General features: G+C 50.4%; 13 protein-coding genes. 8 read left to right on the top strand and 5 right to left on the bottom strand.

All coding sequences use genetic code 11. The features are described from left to right. Nucleotides 1–74: 74 nt before the first annotated feature. The 4 genes from HNV11_RS23205 to HNV11_RS23190 all read right to left on the bottom strand — a co-directional run bounded on the left by HNV11_RS23205 (nucleotide 75) and on the right by HNV11_RS23190 (nucleotide 5,060). The gene (locus HNV11_RS23205; RefSeq protein ID WP_171741927.1) at nucleotides 75–1,205 is read right to left on the bottom strand and encodes an efflux RND transporter periplasmic adaptor subunit; all 1,131 of its coding nucleotides are present in this window, start codon (nucleotides 1,203–1,205) and stop codon (nucleotides 75–77) included. A gap of 25 nt (nucleotides 1,206–1,230) precedes the next feature. Continuing rightward, nucleotides 1,231–2,811, bottom strand: coding sequence for a TolC family protein (locus HNV11_RS23200; protein ID WP_171741926.1), 1,581 nt, complete (start codon nucleotides 2,809–2,811; stop codon nucleotides 1,231–1,233). 46 nt (nucleotides 2,812–2,857) lie between these two features. Further along, the gene (locus tag HNV11_RS23195; RefSeq protein WP_171741925.1) at nucleotides 2,858–3,487 is read right to left on the bottom strand and encodes a TetR/AcrR family transcriptional regulator; all 630 of its coding nucleotides are present in this window, start codon (nucleotides 3,485–3,487) and stop codon (nucleotides 2,858–2,860) included. 208 nt (nucleotides 3,488–3,695) lie between these two features. Continuing rightward, entirely contained in the window at nucleotides 3,696–5,060 is a 1,365-nt protein-coding gene (locus tag HNV11_RS23190) for a glycoside hydrolase family 140 protein (protein WP_171741924.1), read from the bottom strand. A 237-nt stretch (nucleotides 5,061–5,297) separates the two neighbouring features. On the opposite strand from HNV11_RS23190, the gene HNV11_RS23185 reads away from it, so the two are divergent. After that, complete coding sequence (locus tag HNV11_RS23185) at nucleotides 5,298–6,794, top strand: hypothetical protein (protein ID WP_171741923.1); 1,497 nt, start codon at nucleotides 5,298–5,300, stop codon at nucleotides 6,792–6,794. On the opposite strand, the gene recF is transcribed toward HNV11_RS23185, so the two are convergent. Continuing rightward, nucleotides 6,791–7,933: a DNA replication/repair protein RecF gene (gene recF / locus HNV11_RS23180; protein WP_171741922.1), complete on the bottom strand. Its 1,143-nt coding sequence runs from the start codon at nucleotides 7,931–7,933 to the stop codon at nucleotides 6,791–6,793. The two genes, HNV11_RS23185 and recF, sit on opposite strands and share 4 nt — an antisense overlap. Nucleotides 7,934–8,128: 195 nt before the next feature. Between recF and pdhA the strand changes: the two genes are divergently transcribed. From pdhA to HNV11_RS23145, 7 genes are all read left to right on the top strand, one after another. Next, entirely contained in the window at nucleotides 8,129–9,202 is a 1,074-nt protein-coding gene (gene pdhA, locus HNV11_RS23175) for a pyruvate dehydrogenase (acetyl-transferring) E1 component subunit alpha (protein WP_171741921.1), read from the top strand. 151 nt (nucleotides 9,203–9,353) lie between these two features. After that, nucleotides 9,354–10,292: a ring-cleaving dioxygenase gene (locus HNV11_RS23170; RefSeq protein ID WP_171741920.1), complete on the top strand. Its 939-nt coding sequence runs from the start codon at nucleotides 9,354–9,356 to the stop codon at nucleotides 10,290–10,292. An 84-nt stretch (nucleotides 10,293–10,376) separates the two neighbouring features. Beyond that, nucleotides 10,377–11,009: an alpha/beta hydrolase gene (locus tag HNV11_RS23165; RefSeq protein ID WP_171741919.1), complete on the top strand. Its 633-nt coding sequence runs from the start codon at nucleotides 10,377–10,379 to the stop codon at nucleotides 11,007–11,009. 38 nt (nucleotides 11,010–11,047) lie between these two features. Continuing rightward, nucleotides 11,048–11,344 (top strand): muconolactone Delta-isomerase family protein, encoded by a 297-nt coding sequence (locus tag HNV11_RS23160; protein WP_171741918.1) that lies wholly within the window; start codon nucleotides 11,048–11,050, stop codon nucleotides 11,342–11,344. A gap of 213 nt (nucleotides 11,345–11,557) precedes the next feature. After that, nucleotides 11,558–12,004 carry a barstar family protein gene (locus HNV11_RS23155; protein WP_171741917.1) on the top strand — a complete coding sequence of 149 codons (447 nt, stop codon included), beginning with the start codon at nucleotides 11,558–11,560 and terminating at the stop codon, nucleotides 12,002–12,004. A 130-nt stretch (nucleotides 12,005–12,134) separates the two neighbouring features. Further along, nucleotides 12,135–15,488, top strand: a complete 3,354-nt coding sequence (gene mfd, locus HNV11_RS23150; protein WP_171741916.1) for a transcription-repair coupling factor — start codon at nucleotides 12,135–12,137, stop codon at nucleotides 15,486–15,488. 40 nt (nucleotides 15,489–15,528) lie between these two features. Further along, the gene (locus HNV11_RS23145) at nucleotides 15,529–16,788 is read left to right on the top strand and encodes an SUMF1/EgtB/PvdO family nonheme iron enzyme (protein WP_171741915.1); all 1,260 of its coding nucleotides are present in this window, start codon (nucleotides 15,529–15,531) and stop codon (nucleotides 16,786–16,788) included. Nucleotides 16,789–16,797 lie beyond the last annotated feature (9 nt).

The raw sequence follows: 16,797 nt of genomic DNA, 5'->3' as shown, positions 1-16,797 counted from the left end.
AAGTTGTCATTCGCTTCGCGTCATTGGATGTCATGGGCACTCGGTTCAGAATGCCACAAACTGACAGCGAATGACTAAAATTTGATGGGTGTGCCATCGGTCAACTCCTGATAGCCCTGCGTTACAAGCTGATCGCCCGGCTGCAGGCCTGCAACCACCTCAATCTGCCCCCCATAGCTCTGCCCGGTCGTGATTTTCCGCGACTTGGCCACTTTCTTGCCACCCTCATTCACGGCTACGTACACCAATTGTCCCGACTCTGTGTTCTGAATCAGGTTTTGGTTAATAACCAGGGTATTGGGCTTATTTACGTCGTTGATTTTAACCTGTGCCAGCATATTAGGCTTCAGGGCGTTGTCTGATGGCAGCGGAGCCTCGATTGTAAACGTGCGGCTGAGAGGGTCTACGGTCGTCGATACGAAGTTGATGCGGGTTTTCAGCTCCTTGTTCACGTCCGGGAAACGAACAATGACTTCATCGCCCCGGCGCACACTACCCGCATACGTATCGGCCACGTTAGCTTTTACTTTCAGCTGCGAAAGGTTGACCACCTGAAACATCGGTATGCCCGGTCCGGCAGCCGAACCCACTTTGGCAAACACCTTATCGACTACACCCGAGATAGGGGCGGTTACGCTCGACTGGTTTAACTGCGTGTTCAGCGTCGCCAGCCGACGCTCCAGCGACTCCTTATTGTTTTTGGCCTGGAGGTACTGGATTTCCGTACCAATCTGCTGTTTCCAGAGGTTCGACTGCTTTTCGAAAACCGTGTTAGCTAAGACCAGCTGGGTTTTTATCTCTTCGAGGGAGGTCCGCAGAATCTGATCGTCAATGCGAGCCAGGACCTGACCCGCGCGTACCGATGAGCCTTCGGTCACATAAACCGCCGTTACGGCCCCGCCCGTTTTAGGCGACACCTGCACGTTGTTCTTAGCATCAATGGTCCCCTGTATCTCAACGTACCGACGGAACGTCGACGGAGCAACCGGTGCTGTCACTACATCTTTTACGCGAGCCTCTTCCTTTTTAGTCGGGTCGAGTTTGGCCAGTTCGCCTTCCAGCACTTTAATCTTGCTGTTTAATTCGGTCTGCTGCGATTTTAGCTCGGTCAATTCTTCCCGTTTACTTTGCAGATCCGATTTCTTTTCACCGCCACATGCCATCAACAAGCTGGTGGTCAGGGCAATTGCGTAATATGCTTTCATTTGTAATGGATTCAATGGGAGAGTGTTAATTTCCAGTGTAGAGTTTACCGATGGCTTTGTCCTGATCAACCTTTGTAATCAGGAAGTCGTACAGAGCCGCGAAATAATTGGTCTGTGCTTCGCGAAACGAGCTTTCGGCATTGAGCACTTCAATGTTTGAGCCGACGCCCTCCTTATACTTGATGCGGGTTACACGAACAATTTCGCTGGCCAGATTGCGGTTCCGCTGCTGGGTGCGCAGCGTCTGCAAACTATTGGTCAGCGTAATGTTTGCCTGCCGGATCTGCAGATCAATCGAGTTCCGGAGCAACTCCCCGCTGTTCTGAGCTTTCTGTAACGTAATGCGTTTCTGCTCAATCTGGTACCGCTTTAGAAATCCGTCAAAAATCGGAACCTGCAGACTGATACCGGCTGTTGCAAAGTTCAGCCAGGGCGACGTAACGAGCTGTGAAAGCTGATTCCGGCCGCTGTTGTAGCCGTAGTTAGCAAATGCCGCCAGCGTTGGGTAGTAGCCTTTTTGGGTGCTTTCAATATCCAGTTGAGCCAGCTTGATCTGCGTTTCCAACGTTGAATACTCAATCCGGCTGGTATACCGGAATGTCGGGTCTGGCGTAATCATCTGTTCCAGTTCGTTCAGATTTCGCTCCTGAAGCGGCTGCTCCGTTAATGTGATCTCATCATTAACACCCAGGCCCATCTGGAACTTTAGCAGCGTATAGCTCAACTGAACGAGGTTCTGGACATTCTGGTGTTCGGTGCGCAGGTTATTTACCTGCACCTCCAGCCGGTCAACGTCAATCTTTTCTACGAATCCCTGCTGGTTCAGAGCCCGGGTTTCGCGCAGCAGCGTGTCGAGCCGACCGATGTTCAGGTCGAGCAGTTTAGCGCGCTCCTGGGCCACCAGTACACCGTAATACGCCTTAGCGACCTGTTCAGCCACCGTCACTTTCGTAGCCTCGGTAGTGCGCTGCGCCAGTTCGCGATACGTTGCCGCGGCCCGCAGACCAACGTTCAGGCTGGCACTGTAGATTAACTGATTGACAGCAGCCGAAGCATTACCAGCGAACTTTACACCAAATTGAACCGGTACGGCCGGCGCATCGGGCGACGCGTTGGGATCGAAAAAATTAGCCGGTAAAAACGCCCGCTGAATAATCAGGTTATCGGTAAATGAGCCGTTAAGGCTAACCTGCGGCAGCGCCGAAGACTTCACTTCTTTAATCCGGGCCTCAGCACTTAGCGCATCGAGCTGGCTGTTCCGCACATTTACGTTCTGGCGTACGGCAAAATTGATGGCCTCCTGCATCGTAAAGCCCTGACCGGCCACCAGTGGCGCATTGGCCGGCCGGCCAACCTCACCGGCTGGCGTTGTGCCAATCGGGCTCAAATCGGCTTGGCTGGGCGTTGGTACGGGCACCGGAGGAACCGTTGTTGCTGGCGGATTAACCGGTTGTAGTCCGGCAGGTTGCTGTGCCGGCGACACGGGTGTGGCGGGTTGCTGCCCGGCAGGGGCTGCCTGCACTTGCGCCCACACCCGATTGGTCGGGTTAGCGGTCAGCAGCAGGGCCACAACAAGGAGCGGGTGATAGGTAATTATTTTTTTCATTGGCAGTTAAATTAGGGCCGTGGTCCGACTGAATGGGCTCGCGACATTACTCGGGGTTGATGGTTGGGTTGTACTCGCTGGGCTTGGGGCAGTAGGCATTGTAGGTAGCAAATCCTTTTTCAGTCAGCATTCCACGCACAAAATGATGGATCAGTTCATGCTGAATCTGATGCATAGTGTACTGATCTGTAGGAAATAGCTCACTGTTGAAAGCGAGCTCAATCTGCTCGACCCGAAGCCGGGCCAGAATTGCCGGGTTGATATCCGATCGGTAAAGTCCCTGAGAAATACCTTTTTGTATATTTTCAAGAATTGATCGCATTATCTGATGCTCTTTATACTGACGGAATAAAGCAAATGCCTGCGGGTAGTGCCGTTTGATGTCAATCAGCAGATTTGGGCTGACCTGTTCCGCATGCTTCTGCATCATATTCAATACCTGTAGGATTTCCTCTACCGGATTAGAGGCTGTGGTCGTCATACACGCCACTTCCGACTGATTTTTAACCGCTTTATCAGCGATTACCTGATAAATTATCTGCTCTTTATCATTGAAATGCTGATAGATTGTCTTTTTTGAAATACCAAGTTGCCGGGCAATATCTTCCATAGTTACCAACCGAACTCCGTATTTCCAGAATAATCGCTCAGCCTCTGCCAGTATCCGTTCTTTCATTATGAAATTGAACTTTTACGGGCTGAACCTTGGAAACTCAAATATAGTTCAGAGTTTCCGGCTTGTTTTCCGATAAGTGACGAACGGCCTAAATACTGGTGTGAACCAACTAAAAAGCCCGACGAACCTGAATGGCTGCCGGGCTGTATTCTGATGAAAAATACGAAAGTGGCCTTCGTATCAATCGAGACGCGTTTTTCGGTAAGTCTTACTTACCAACTATCAGCACCCAGTCCTGGCCGTAGCCGCTTCTAGGCGGAGTGAATCGTTGTGGTCTGGTGTTCTCGAATGAGCCGGCCGGTTGCATTTCGCCCGTGCGTGGGTCAAACCAGGAAGCAGTAAGCTGTTTACCCGCAATTTTATTAGGTTTAAGGGTAAAGGGTTTGCCTGCCGCTGAGTACACGAAGGCATACTCTTTGCCACGGGTTGCCTGTATCCGATCTGCCGGCGAGTAATTGTTCTCGACAATTAAGGACTGGTCGGGAACGCGATCCAGTAGAGGTCGTGACTCCATGAGCTGCCGAACAAATTTCATCTGATTCGCTGCGGGAAGCTCCAGCGCTTCGGTCCAGGGCAGATGTGGGCCGTTGACCGGCTCCCGACCGGGGGCATACATCTGCCAGATGTCGTGGCAGCCGTACGTATGGCCGTATGCTCCAGCGAACAAATCCAGATAGGCATATTTCCGAACGTCATAAGCGTTAGACGTACCCAGGTCCTTCGCATTGAAACATACCGGATGGTCTTCGTAGATGGGTTCGGCATCCATCGTTGGCCGAGTGGGCGTTCGGTTATAGGATGCCGTTATGTAATCATACATGGGTGTATCGCGGCAATGTCCATTTTGGTGAATATTGAAATCCAGCCATTGTTCTGCGTTAAACCATTGGGTAGCGCCACCCTGCATGCCATTGGGTTGTGGATGATAGCTGATTAGCGCTTTATCCGCTCCGCCAACGCCCGCTTCGATTCCTTCGGCCATGGCACGCCAGACCGCTACGTCCTGCGATCCATCGCGTGGGTTGCGGTCGCCCCCTAATATCCAAATGATGTTCGGTCGGTTTTTGTAACGGTTGCCAATCCAGCGACCATACGTACCTGCATTTTGCGTGTTAAAGATTTCTGGCCCTTTCCCCCACTGCATTTTATTCAGCTTATCGCCCCAGGTTGGCAGCAGACCAATGACAATCCCGTACTCCGCAGCTTTATCGACTACGTAATCGACATTCTTAAAATATGCCTCATTCGGCGTAGTGGGGTCGTTGTTCAACAGCGGTTTATCGCCCGTTGCGTTTGGCGAGTTCAGCCCGTCGAGTTCCGCCAGGGCTACTGCCTGCACGACCGTAAAACCCTGTTCGGCCCGCCGTTTCAGGTAGCGGTCGGCCTCATCACGCGACAGGCGATGGAAAAGCTCCCAGGCCGTATCGCCCATGTAGAAAAACGGACTGCCGTCCGAATGAACCAGGTACCGTTTATTATCAGACACGCGTAGCGGACCTTTTGTAAACGGATTCTGCGCTACAGCAAACTGCTGCATAGATAAGAGTCCGGCAAGGAGAACAAATTTTTTCATAGGTGAAGGTAGGGTTGTAAGCAAGGGTTAAATCTCATCCAGCAAAGGCTTTTTAACGGTAATCAACGAAATCAAAGTTTACGACCCTGTCGTTCAGGTATAAAGCCCCGAATTCGTTGAAAATAACAGGCAGGCAAACTATTCGCTGACTTAACATAAGTAGAAGATCTTTTCCTGCTGATTCTTCTCACAAAACCAGGCCAGTCCAACTGGCGATGGCTACTTAACCCTGACTGCATGCAACTTACGGCCGGTTCAATCCAGCTCCAGTACGAAAATGGCTTTCTGCGCACCCTGACTGCTAATAGCGAAGAGTCGTTGCGTATGATCTATTTTGCTCTGCGCGACCGCGACTGGAACACAGCCCGGATGCGTATAACAAATGAATCGGTGCAGACCGATACGGATGCATTCCTCATCCGTTACGACTGGCAGATTGATGATCTGGGCATTCAGATAAGTGGTAACGTACACATTCAAGGCAACTCTCAGGGCGAAATCAGCTTTGGCTTTTACGGCAAAGCAATCAACACGTTCTACCGGAATCGTCTTGGTTTTTGTATTCTGCATCCCGTTGATGGCCTTGCCGGTCAAGCCTGCCGGATTGAACATCCTGATGGACAAACGACTGAATCTATTTTCCCTGAGTTTATTGATCCCTACCAGCCATTTCTAGATATACAGGCCATGGTGTGGACGATGGCCTCGGGGCAGCAGTTCCGGCTGGACTTTGATGGCGACATTTTCGAAACCGAAGATCAGCGCAACTGGAGCGATACGTCTTATAAAACCTATTGCACACCCCTCGAACGTCCATTTCCGGTTGAAGTGCTGGCCGGTACGGAAGTTTGGCAACGAGTTACGTTCCGGCCCGTTTTTATTCAAACCTTAGCTCAGATGCATCCGCGTAACGTAACGTCGCAGACTGAGGTAAGCCCTCGCATTGGCTTAGGATATCCTGCCGACGGCCGGCCCTTGTTGCAACAGGAGGTTGACAAGCTTAAGGCGCTTAACCTATCCCATCTGCGGGCTGATGTATTTATGGCTCAGGACGACTGGCAGAATAAACTGATAGCCGCCTGGCATGACGCCGACCGGCTGAATGTTTCTTTAGAAATAGCTCTGTTCTTCGGTGCTCATACTCCAACTGAAGCTCATCAAATTACTGATTTTATTCGCCAACAGGCTTTACGTGTTCATTCACTACTGCTTTTTCAGGCCGACATCTGGCGAACAACCGACGAATTACTGAATCAGGTAACGCCAATATTTCGCCAACAACTACCCGATGTTCAGCTTGGCGGTGGGACAGACGCTTATTTCGTTGAGCTGAACCGGCACCGGTTCGATTTTAAGCAGATTGACTTTGTCACCTATTCCATAAACCCGCAGGTTCATGCTTTCGATGACCAGACGCTACTGGAGAATATTGCCGCCCAGGGCGATACAGTTCGTTCAGCACGAACGCTGTCAGGCGGCAAACCAGTTCATATTTCAACGGTTACGTTACTGCCTCGTTTCAACCCCGATGCAACATCCGGTTCAGGTCGGGGTGTACTGCCCGCCGACCCACGTCAGATGACCTCGTTTGGCGCTGAATGGACCCGGCAAAGCCTGGAAACGCTCACAAAAGCCGGAGCGGCCTCCATTACGTATTTTGAAACCCACGGTCCACGAGGTTTATTGGACGAAGACGCGATTTTCCCCGTGCTGAATACGTTCCGAAATTGTTAACTGCCCGTCTCGAAAAACCGCACGTCGGCTTTCACCCGTTTCAAAAGCTCGCGGGTGCGCTCAGGTCGGGCATCGGTAATAAACAACTGGCCAAAGTCGCCCTCATCCATGCGCTGAATAAGTTTTCCAATACGTCGGTCGTCCAGCTTATCGAAAATATCATCCAGCAATAAAATCGGCTTAATGTTCTTTCGGGCTTCGAGCTGGTCGAACTGCGCCAGTTTCAGCGCAATAACAAACGTTTTTTGCTGCCCCTGCGACCCGAATTTTTTTAATGGAATTGGTTCAGAGCTAAAAAGTCCAGGGCTGGAAGAAGAGGTTGTATCGGCGTCGCGACCACCAATCCGAAAGCTGTAATCATCTTTATGAACGCCCATCGTTGTTCGTTGCAGGACCGTATCACGACGCCGGAAGTGCCGAAATTCAGCAACGAATTCTGGATCGCTCACCTCCGATTCATATACAATATCAACAGCCTCGCGCTCGTCGCTCAGATAGGCATAATGCGCCCGAAAACCAGGCAAAAATTCCGTCACGAACCGCTTACGCCGGTCATGAATCCGCTGACCAATCTCCAGCAACGGCACATCATACGTATCCAGCATGTCATTATCCACCTGGTTGCGCTCGGCAAATAGTTTCAGAAGACTATTCCGTTGTTTCAGAACCTGCTGATACATTAGGTAATCGCGCAGGTATTCGGCATCAAGCTGCGACAGAACCCCGTCGAAAAAATGTCGCCGGTCTTCGCTATGTTCACGCACCAGGTCAGTGTCATTAGGAGCTATCAACACGACCGGGAAGCGGCCAATGTGTTCACTCACCCGTTCATAGGGCTTCTTATCGGCCATAACGACCTTACGCTGTCCTCGCTGCAGACTAATCGTAATCTGAACGTGATGCTGCTCCTGCTCCTCAAAAATACCGTCGAGGATAAAATAATCGGCATTGTGCAGAATGCTCAGCGCATCCTGATTCTGAAAGGCACTTTTGCTCAGCGCTAAAAAATAAATGGCGTCCAGCAGGTTGGTTTTGCCGCTGCCATTTGGTCCAACGATTACGTTTACCTGCCGCCCAAACGCATACCGGCCATCTTCGTAATTTTTAAAATTGGTTAGGCTCAGCTTTTCGAGGTGCATACGTGTGGCGCATAACGGGAGATTGCGTAATTTCGCGGCTGTTGCCAACCGAAGCCAGTCGTTACCGCAAGTTATGATTCGGTATTGGCAACAAAGATACAGCCGGTTTGTTAGGTAAATAGACTGCTCAAATGGTCGGTTTATATGTCAGAAGGCCGGTAACAGCGATTGCTGATTTCATTGAACTCATTCCTCATGGCAAGCGTCAAAGAAAAATCCGAGCGGGAATCCGCTAATCCGGAAACCGCAAAACAAAACGGTAAGGCTCCGGCTGCAGCAAAAACGCAGCATCCTAAGGAGCGGTATATGTACTGGTATGAGTCTATGCAGTTGCAGCGGAAATTCGAAGAGAAAGCCGGGCAGTTGTATGGTCAGCAAAAAATTCGGGGCTTTTGCCATTTGTACATCGGTCAGGAGGCAGCCTCGTCGGGCTCGTATTCGGCTCTGACTAAAGACGACAAATGGATAACCGCCTACCGGGACCATGGTATTCCGCTTGCCCTCGGCTCTGATCCGAAAGCCGTAATGGCCGAATTGTTTGCCAAGCAAACGGGCTCGTCGAAAGGCAAGGGCGGCTCCATGCACATTTTCGATAAGTCGGTTAATTTCATGGGTGGCCACGGTATTGTTGGCGCTCAGATTCCGATGGGAGCGGGGATTGCGTTTGCAGAGAAGTATAACAAGACTAAAAACCTCTGCATATGTTTCATGGGCGACGGAGCCGTTCGCCAGGGCGCTCTTCACGAAGCCTTCAACATGGCCATGCTCTGGAAGTTACCCGCCATCTTCGTTGTCGAGAACAACGGTTACGCCATGGGCACGTCGGTTGCCCGTACATCGAACGTAACTGACCTGTACACCCTTGCCGAAGCCTACGATATGCCATCAGAGCCGGTCGATGCAATGGACGTGGAAGCTGTTCACGAAGCGGTAAGCCGCGCAGCTGAACGGGCCCGCGCTGGCGAAGGCCCTACTTTCCTTGAGTTCCGGACGTATCGCTACCGGGGTCACTCCATGTCGGATCCACAGAAGTATCGTAGCAAGGAAGAGGTTGAGCAGTATAAGCAGCGCGACCCGATTGAAATGGTTAAGGCACGTATTCTGCAACAGGGTATCGCTACGGAAGATGATCTGAACGCTATCGATCAGAAAATAAAAGGTATTGTTGATGAGTCGGTTAAATTTGCCGAAGAGTCGCCATACCCGCCTGCCGAAGAAGCTTACAAAGATGTTTATATGCAAAGTGACTATCCGTTCCTGAAGGAATAGAGCTAGTTTATTTGAGCAAGGAAAAGTCCGGGGATAACCTTCGGACTTTTTTTGTGGAACATTTTTTACTATTTAATTGTATATACATTAAATGTAAATACATCATAATTGCAGGCTAAAACATTTCTGACCATATTTCACTTTCAAGCTCATGGAAACGCTCATCAATGGCCTTCATCACGTCACTACGTTAGCTGGCGATACCCAGCGAAATGTTGACTACTATACGGACATCCTTGGCCTGAGGCTGGTTAAGAAAACCGTCAACTTTGACGCGCCCGACGTCTATCACCTATACTACGGCAACGAAACCGGTTCGCCGGGCACAATCCTGACGTTCTTTCCGTATGGCGGCATTCCACGGGGCCGTAAAGGCGTTGGTCAGTTAACCTATACGGCGTTTTCAGCGCCAACAGCTTCGCTCAGCTTCTGGATGGATCGTCTGCACGAACGTAACATTCCTTACGCCGGACCGTACAAACGCTTTTCGGAAACGTATCTGCGTTTCGAGGATTTCGACGGCATGGGTATCGAACTGATTTTTAATGACGAAGATCAGCGGCCGGGCTGGGACAACGGCCGCATTCCCGCCGACTTTGCCGTTCGGGGTTTTCATACCGTTACGCTAAATGAATCAAATCCCGACCGGACTGTTACGCTCCTGACCGAAGTTATGCAGCACACACTAGTAGGGGAGGAGCAGGGCCGTTTCCGGTTCAAAGCCGGTACGGGTGGACCGGGCAACTATGTTGATGTGCTGGCTTCGCCCAACGATGTCAGGTCGTTGCAGGGGGCCGGTTCAGTACACCACGTTGCTTTCTCGACGGATTCCGACGAAACCCAATTGGTAATCCAACACCAGCTGCTCGATGCGGGTTACCACGTCACACCGGTTCAGGACCGTAATTATTTTAACAGCATCTATTTCCGCGAGCCGGGCGGGATTCTGTTCGAGGTTGCAACCAACCCACCAGGCTTTGCCATTGATGAACCATTGGCTGAACTGGGAACGAACTTGAAACTTCCTCCTCAGTATGAACCCCGCCGGGCTGCTTTAGAACAAGCTTTGCCCCAGATTACGGTAAAATAAATGTGCCCATTAGGTCCGAATTAGTAAAGCTGGGTAATATCCTGCGTTTTAATAATTCGGACCTAATGCATTAACAAGAAGAATATGATACATAATCCGAACAACCTAGTCACCACCGGAAAACCCCTGGAAGAAGCCGCTAAAGTAATGGTAATGATCCATGGGCGAGGCAGTTCGGCGCGGGACATTCTGTCACTATCGGAGTATATAAATGACGACAGCTTTGCGTATGTAGCTCCCGAAGCGGCTAACGGTACGTGGTATCCAAACTCGTTTCTACGGCCGTTGAACGAAAACGAACCTTACCTGTCCTCTGCTTTGCAGATGCTGACCAGCCTACGGGCCCGGCTACAATCGGATTACAATTTTAAATTACCACAAATTTACTGGTTCGGCTTCTCGCAGGGCGCTTGTCTGATGCTGGAGTACGTAGCCCGCAATGCCATGGAATATGGTGGTATATTCGGGTTGAGCGGGGGCTTGATTGGCCCGACTGGTACGCCACGCAACTACGAAGGCTCATTTGAAAACACGCCCATTTTCCTGGGCTGTAGTGACGTTGACACGCACATTCCTAAGGAACGCTTTCTGGAGTCTGAACGGGTGTTTCGTGATATGGGTGCTAACGTAACGGCTAAGCTATACCCAAATTTTCCGCACACGATTAACGAAGATGAGCTAAACTTTGTTAATTTGCTTATAGCCGGTGAACGTTAGCCACCGATCGAGCCGGCGACTACTAAACAGCAATGCTTATGAGCCAGTACATGGTTGAATTTGAGCTTCCGGCTGTTATGGACGAGAATTTCACGAATCGAATTCCCGCCCAACGGCTTAAAGTGGAAGAACTAATGGAAAAAGGGTTTCTTCTCTCTTATTCGCTTTCCGCTGACCGTCAGAAACTTTGGTGCATCTTCAAAGCTGATTCTGAACTGGAGGTTATGGAGTCAATTTCGGAATTTCCGCTGATAAAATACATGACGCCGATGATTACCGAGTTGATGTTTCATAACATGGTCGCGGCCCGAATTCCACTTTTTTCACTGAACTGATCCCAACGAAGCCCTCTTTAAAAGAGGGCTTTTTTGTCGGCCTTACGTCTAATTTTACGTCCCTTTAGCTAGGAACTTTAGAGCGCAATTTTAGCTAAAAACATTAAAGTAACCACCATAAAACTGGTTACATACAGAAGTAAGGCATTGAAAATCAGCAAATGTTAGATTTCTTCATTTTTGAGAAAATCGCCTAACTCGCCACCAGAATTCATGAATCCAAACATTCTCCTCTCTCAGTCTGAAAGCGAGCTCGAACGCCACTTTTCTGCTGACTTTATCGCCCACATTGACGGACGTCAAACCACCACACTCCGGCAGTTTTACGAAGCGATTGCCGACCTGCTCGAAATCCCGGACTTCGGATTTACACTTGAAGCCCTGAATGATGCGCTCAATGATCTGGGCTGGCTTGAAGACGAGCGCATCGTTCTGTACATCACAAACACGGCCGACTTCATTAGCAAGGAGCGCGATCCAGCTAAGATGAGCAGCGTCCTGAATGTTCTGGATGCTACCGCCGAAGACTGGAAATGGGTAGATGACGACGAACAGGCCGACCGAAAAGAGATTATTATCGTCTTTGAAGACAGCCCTCGTATTCGGAAACTGCTCGATCAGGAGAGCATTGACTATAAGCTAATGGCCGAGCTGGATTAATTTTTTCGACCTAAGCTAACCCATCACGCTGTTCTGCAACAAATTACCGAAACCTGCTGTTACCCTAACGTGCCGCCGGAATTAGCCTTCCAGCGGCTTTTCGCGTTTGACTATCACAACCTGAACACACTTGAAACCAGACGAATTGCTCAGCCTTTATGCTGACGATAGCTTTATAAAATTACTGGCCGAACCGTTTGGCCGTAAGCCTACCGGCGAACCCCAGCGCCTGCAAATCAAGGGCCTGGCGGGTAGTCTGGATGCAGTTCTGGCGTCGGCTATATTTAAGTCCGTTGGAGGTAATCACCTTTACGTACTGACGGATCGCGACGAAGCCGCTTACTTCTTCAACGATCTGCAAAACCTGCTTGGCCGCGAGGTGCTGCTGTTTCCAATGTCGTACAAGAAACCGTATCAGTACGAGGAAGTTGAGAACGCCAATGTCCTGATGCGGGCCGAAGTACTTAATAAGCTTAACCCGGCTCCGAAAGACGGTTTGCTGATGGTGACCTACCCGGAAGCCTTATCGGAAAAGGTCATCAACAAACGGTCGTTGCAGGCCAATACGCTCACCATTCGGGTGGGGGAGAAGCTTGATACCAATTTCGTGTCCGAACTGCTCCTGAACTACGAATTTGAAAAAACGGATTTCGTCTACGAAGCAGGCCAGTTCTCCGTACGAGGTGGAATCATTGATGTTTTTTCGTTTGCCAGCGAGTTTCCCTTCCGGATTGATTTGTTTGGCGACGAAGTAGAAAGCATCCGTCAATTCAATCCGGAGACGCAGCTTTCTACCGAACCGGTTGATTTTATCAACATTATCCCAAACATCCAGACTAAGCTTATCGAAGAAACCCGCGAGCCATTTCTGGATTTCCTGCCGGAAGCAACCACGATTTGGGTGAAAGATGTTGAGTTTACGCTCGATATCATCGAGAAATCATACGAGAAAGCAGAGCAGAGTTTTGCGTCGGTATTGGCCGGGAGTGGCGGTATTCAGGTAATATCGGACCCCGCCGAGCTGTTTGAAACGCGCCGAGCCTTTCTGAACGAGCTGAAAGGCTTCCGGACTGTAGAGTTTGGCCGTAAATTTTACTTTAAAACCGAAGGTCGTCAGCAATATAATTCAAAGCCGCAGCCGTCTTTTAATAAGGATTTTAAGCGCTTAGTTGATACACTCGGCGACAACCAGGCCAAGGGCTACACCAACATCATTGCAGCTGAATCATTCAAGCAGCTCGACCGGTTACGAACGATTTTTGAGGAGCTTGATCCGTTCGTCAAGTTTCAGCCCATGAACATTGGGTTGCGCGAAGGCTACATTGACGACGCGCTTAAAATTGCCTGCTTCACGGATCACCAGATTTTTGACCGGTATTACAAATACCGCGTCCAGGATAAATTCTCGAAGTCAAAAGCCCTGACATTACGTGAGCTGAAAACGCTGCAGCCCGGCGATTATGTTACGCATGTTGATCACGGCATCGGGCGCTTTGCGGGATTAGAGAAGGTCGACAACGCTGGCCGCGAACAGGAGGCCATACGCTTGATCTACCGCGATAACGACATCCTGCTGGTCAGTATCCACAGTTTGCACAAGATCGCCAAGTACAGCGGCCGGGAAGGCGGTCCTCCGACCATGAGCAAGCTCGGCTCGCAGGAATGGGAGCAGAAGAAGTCTAAAATCAGGAAGCAGGTCAAGGACATTGCCCGCGAATTGATTGCGCTGTATGCCAAACGCCGGACAGCGCCGGGCTATGCGTACAGCCGCGACAGCTTTCTACAGGCCGAACTTGAATCTTCGTTCCTGTATGAAGACACGCCGGACCAGGCTAAAGCGACCAACGATGTCAAGGATGACATGGAGCAGCCACACCCTATGGACCGGCTTGTGTGTGGTGATGTGGGCTTCGGCAAAACCGAAATTGCCATCCGGGCTGCATTTAAGGCCGTTACGGATAACAAACAGGTCGCCGTACTCGTACCGACGACTATCCTGGCCATGCAGCATTATAAGACCTTTACGGATCGCATGGCCGACTTTCCGGTTAAGATTGAATACATTAACCGGTTTCGAACGCCTACGCAGATCAAGGAAATTCTGAAAGGTGTTACGTCCGGTGAAATTGGCATTCTGATCGGTACCCACCGGATAGTTAATAAAGACATCAAATTCAAGGACCTGGGCCTTCTCATTATCGACGAAGAGCAGAAGTTTGGCGTAAAAACCAAAGATCGCCTGAAAGAGATGCGCGTTGAGGTGGATGTGCTGACACTAACGGCTACGCCAATTCCACGAACGCTCCATTTTTCGCTCATGGGTGCCCGCGATTTGTCGGTTATCGCTACGCCACCACCCAACCGTCAGCCGGTTACGACCGAGGTTCACGCGTTCAACGAAGCGACCATTCGGGATGCCATTAGTTACGAGATCCGGCGTGGGGGACAGGTTTTCTTTGTCCACAACCGCGTCAACGACATTGAGTCAATCGGTAACCTCATCATGCGGCTGGTACCCGAAGCCCGTATTGGCGTAGCGCATGGACAGATGGAAGGTGATAAACTGGAACGTATGATGACCCGATTCATTGAGGGCGATTATGATGTTCTGGTATCGACCAACATCATTGAATCGGGTCTGGATATACCCAACGCCAACACAATCATCATCAACAATGCGCATCATTTCGGCTTGTCAGACCTCCACCAGATGCGGGGACGGGTTGGCCGGTCGAACCGGAAGGCATTCTGCTATCTGATAACGCCCCCGCCTTCGGTGCTAACCGCCGATGCCCGCAAGCGGCTACAGACCCTCGAAGATTTCTCAGATCTGGGGGAGGGATTCAAGATTGCCATGCGCGACCTCGACATCCGGGGGGCGGGTAACCTACTTGGTGCTGAGCAAAGTGGTTTCGTGAATGATCTCGGCTTTGAGATGTACCACAAGATTCTGGACGAAGCCGTTCAGGAATTACGTGAAAACGAATTTAAAGACCTGTTTGAAACCAAACCCGGCGAGTTGAAGGTATCTTTGCCGGATACGGTCATTGAAACTGATTTGCAGGTTGTTATTCCGGAACGTTACGTATCGAACATCTCCGAACGGCTGGCGCTATACACCCGCTTAGACAATATTCAGAACAACGAAGAACTACAGGCGTTTCGACAGGAGATGCTCGATCGCTTTGGACCGATGCCGGAAGAGGTTGAAAACCTGATCAAAATGGTCAACGTGCGCTGGAAAGCAGAGCGTTTATACCTTGAAAAACTGACGCTTAAGAATAATATCCTGAAGGGCTACTTCGTTTCTAACGGGAATGATGACTTCTTCAAGTCCGATCAGTTTGGCAAGGTAATTGACTACATTAAGCGAAATCCGGCCAAATGCTCGTTGAAAGAGTCAAAAGGACGCCCAATCTTTACTCATTCCGACGTATTTTCAGTCGAGCAACTGGATGAAATCATGGGCGCGATGACAAATTAACAGCGAATTTTGCACCTACGTATTTACACAAAATAAAGCAATGATTCAGAAGTATCACCTGCAACGAGCGGCTTATGTGCTGCTGGCAACGGCGGCCCTGGCGTCTTGTAAGCCTAAGCATCCGACCAGCGTGCAGCCAGGCAAGAAGAGTACGGCAACGGGGATTGCTTACAACCAGAAAGAAGGCTTCCAGGTAAAGAAATTTGCGGGTCAGAAAGCCGGACCGAACCTCGTCTTTATTGAAGGGGGCCGGTTCACGATGGGTGCGCTTGAAGAAGACGTAATGAACACCCGCGATAACCGCGAACGGACGGTATCGATTCAATCCTTTTACATGGATGAAACTGAGATCGCGAACGTTCACTACCTTGAGTACCTGAGTGCGATTACGCGGGATTCGTCTGAAGAAGTTGTTAAAGCGGCTCTGCCTGACACGACTGTATGGGCTAACCCCTTGTCTTTCAACGATTCATACGTTACGCAGTACCTTCGTTACCCTGCTTTCCGTTACTATCCTGTTGTTGGCGTATCCTGGGTGCAGGCTAGCGATTATGCAGCCTGGCGCTCGGCTGCTGTAAATAATGAACTGGCGAAAGGTGGTGGCGAAAAGAAAAAAGGGGGGTTCTCCCTGAAGCGGAAGTCGAAGAAAACCGAAGATCCTGCTCTGGCTGAAACAAGTACGGCGACCGCGTCAACCAAGCCAAGCCTGGAAAGTGGTATGATCCTGCCCGATTACCGGCTCCCAACGGAGGCTGAGTGGGAATACGCAGCAAAGGCTCTTATCGGCACGCAGTATATGGACGAAAACCAGATTAACCAGCGGATTTATCCCTGGGATGGTTCGTCGGTACGTAATCCGAAAAAAGGACGGAAGCAAGGTCAGATGCTGGCTAACTTCAAGCGGGGTCGCGGTGACTACGCTGGTATCGCTGGTCGCTCAAACGACGGTGCTATCATTACTGCTGAGATTTACGCCTATCCCGCCAACGACTTTGGTCTCTACAACATGGCTGGTAACGTAAACGAGTGGGTATATGACGTATATCGCCCGCTATCGTATCAGGACGTTAACGACCTGAACCCAATCCGTCGGAACGGCTATCTGGATGATGCGAAAAATTACGACACAAAGAACAAGCAGTCGCTGATTGACGATAAGCTGCGGGTTTACAAAGGCGGCTCCTGGAATGACGTAGCGTACTGGCTCTCGCCGGGTACGCGTCGCTTCCTCGATCAGGATTCCGCTACGGCTATGCTGGGCTTCCGTTGCGCCATGATTGGCGTAGGCCGGAACAAGTAATAGCGCGAC

The sequence above is a fragment of the Spirosoma taeanense genome, from assembly GCF_013127955.1.
Lineage (GTDB): Bacteria > Bacteroidota > Bacteroidia > Cytophagales > Spirosomataceae > Spirosoma > Spirosoma taeanense.
This window is presented reverse-complemented; position numbering and strand designations above follow the sequence as displayed.

Excerpts from the sequence above, each read along its gene's own strand:
- pdhA (WP_171741921.1), top strand. The coding sequence starts at position 8,129 with ATGGCAAGCGTCAAAGAAAAATCCGAGCGGGAATCCGCTAATCCGGAA.
- HNV11_RS23195 (WP_171741925.1), bottom strand. The coding sequence starts at position 3,487 with ATGAAAGAACGGATACTGGCAGAGGCTGAGCGATTATTCTGGAAATAC.
- recF (WP_171741922.1), bottom strand. The coding sequence starts at position 7,933 with ATGCACCTCGAAAAGCTGAGCCTAACCAATTTTAAAAATTACGAAGAT.
- HNV11_RS23160 (WP_171741918.1), top strand. The coding sequence starts at position 11,048 with ATGAGCCAGTACATGGTTGAATTTGAGCTTCCGGCTGTTATGGACGAG.
- HNV11_RS23190 (WP_171741924.1), bottom strand. The coding sequence starts at position 5,060 with ATGAAAAAATTTGTTCTCCTTGCCGGACTCTTATCTATGCAGCAGTTT.
- HNV11_RS23145 (WP_171741915.1), top strand. The coding sequence starts at position 15,529 with ATGATTCAGAAGTATCACCTGCAACGAGCGGCTTATGTGCTGCTGGCA.
- HNV11_RS23205 (WP_171741927.1), bottom strand. The coding sequence starts at position 1,205 with ATGAAAGCATATTACGCAATTGCCCTGACCACCAGCTTGTTGATGGCA.
- HNV11_RS23200 (WP_171741926.1), bottom strand. The coding sequence starts at position 2,811 with ATGAAAAAAATAATTACCTATCACCCGCTCCTTGTTGTGGCCCTGCTG.
- HNV11_RS23155 (WP_171741917.1), top strand. The coding sequence starts at position 11,558 with ATGAATCCAAACATTCTCCTCTCTCAGTCTGAAAGCGAGCTCGAACGC.
- HNV11_RS23165 (WP_171741919.1), top strand. The coding sequence starts at position 10,377 with ATGATACATAATCCGAACAACCTAGTCACCACCGGAAAACCCCTGGAA.
- HNV11_RS23170 (WP_171741920.1), top strand. The coding sequence starts at position 9,354 with ATGGAAACGCTCATCAATGGCCTTCATCACGTCACTACGTTAGCTGGC.
- HNV11_RS23185 (WP_171741923.1), top strand. The coding sequence starts at position 5,298 with ATGCAACTTACGGCCGGTTCAATCCAGCTCCAGTACGAAAATGGCTTT.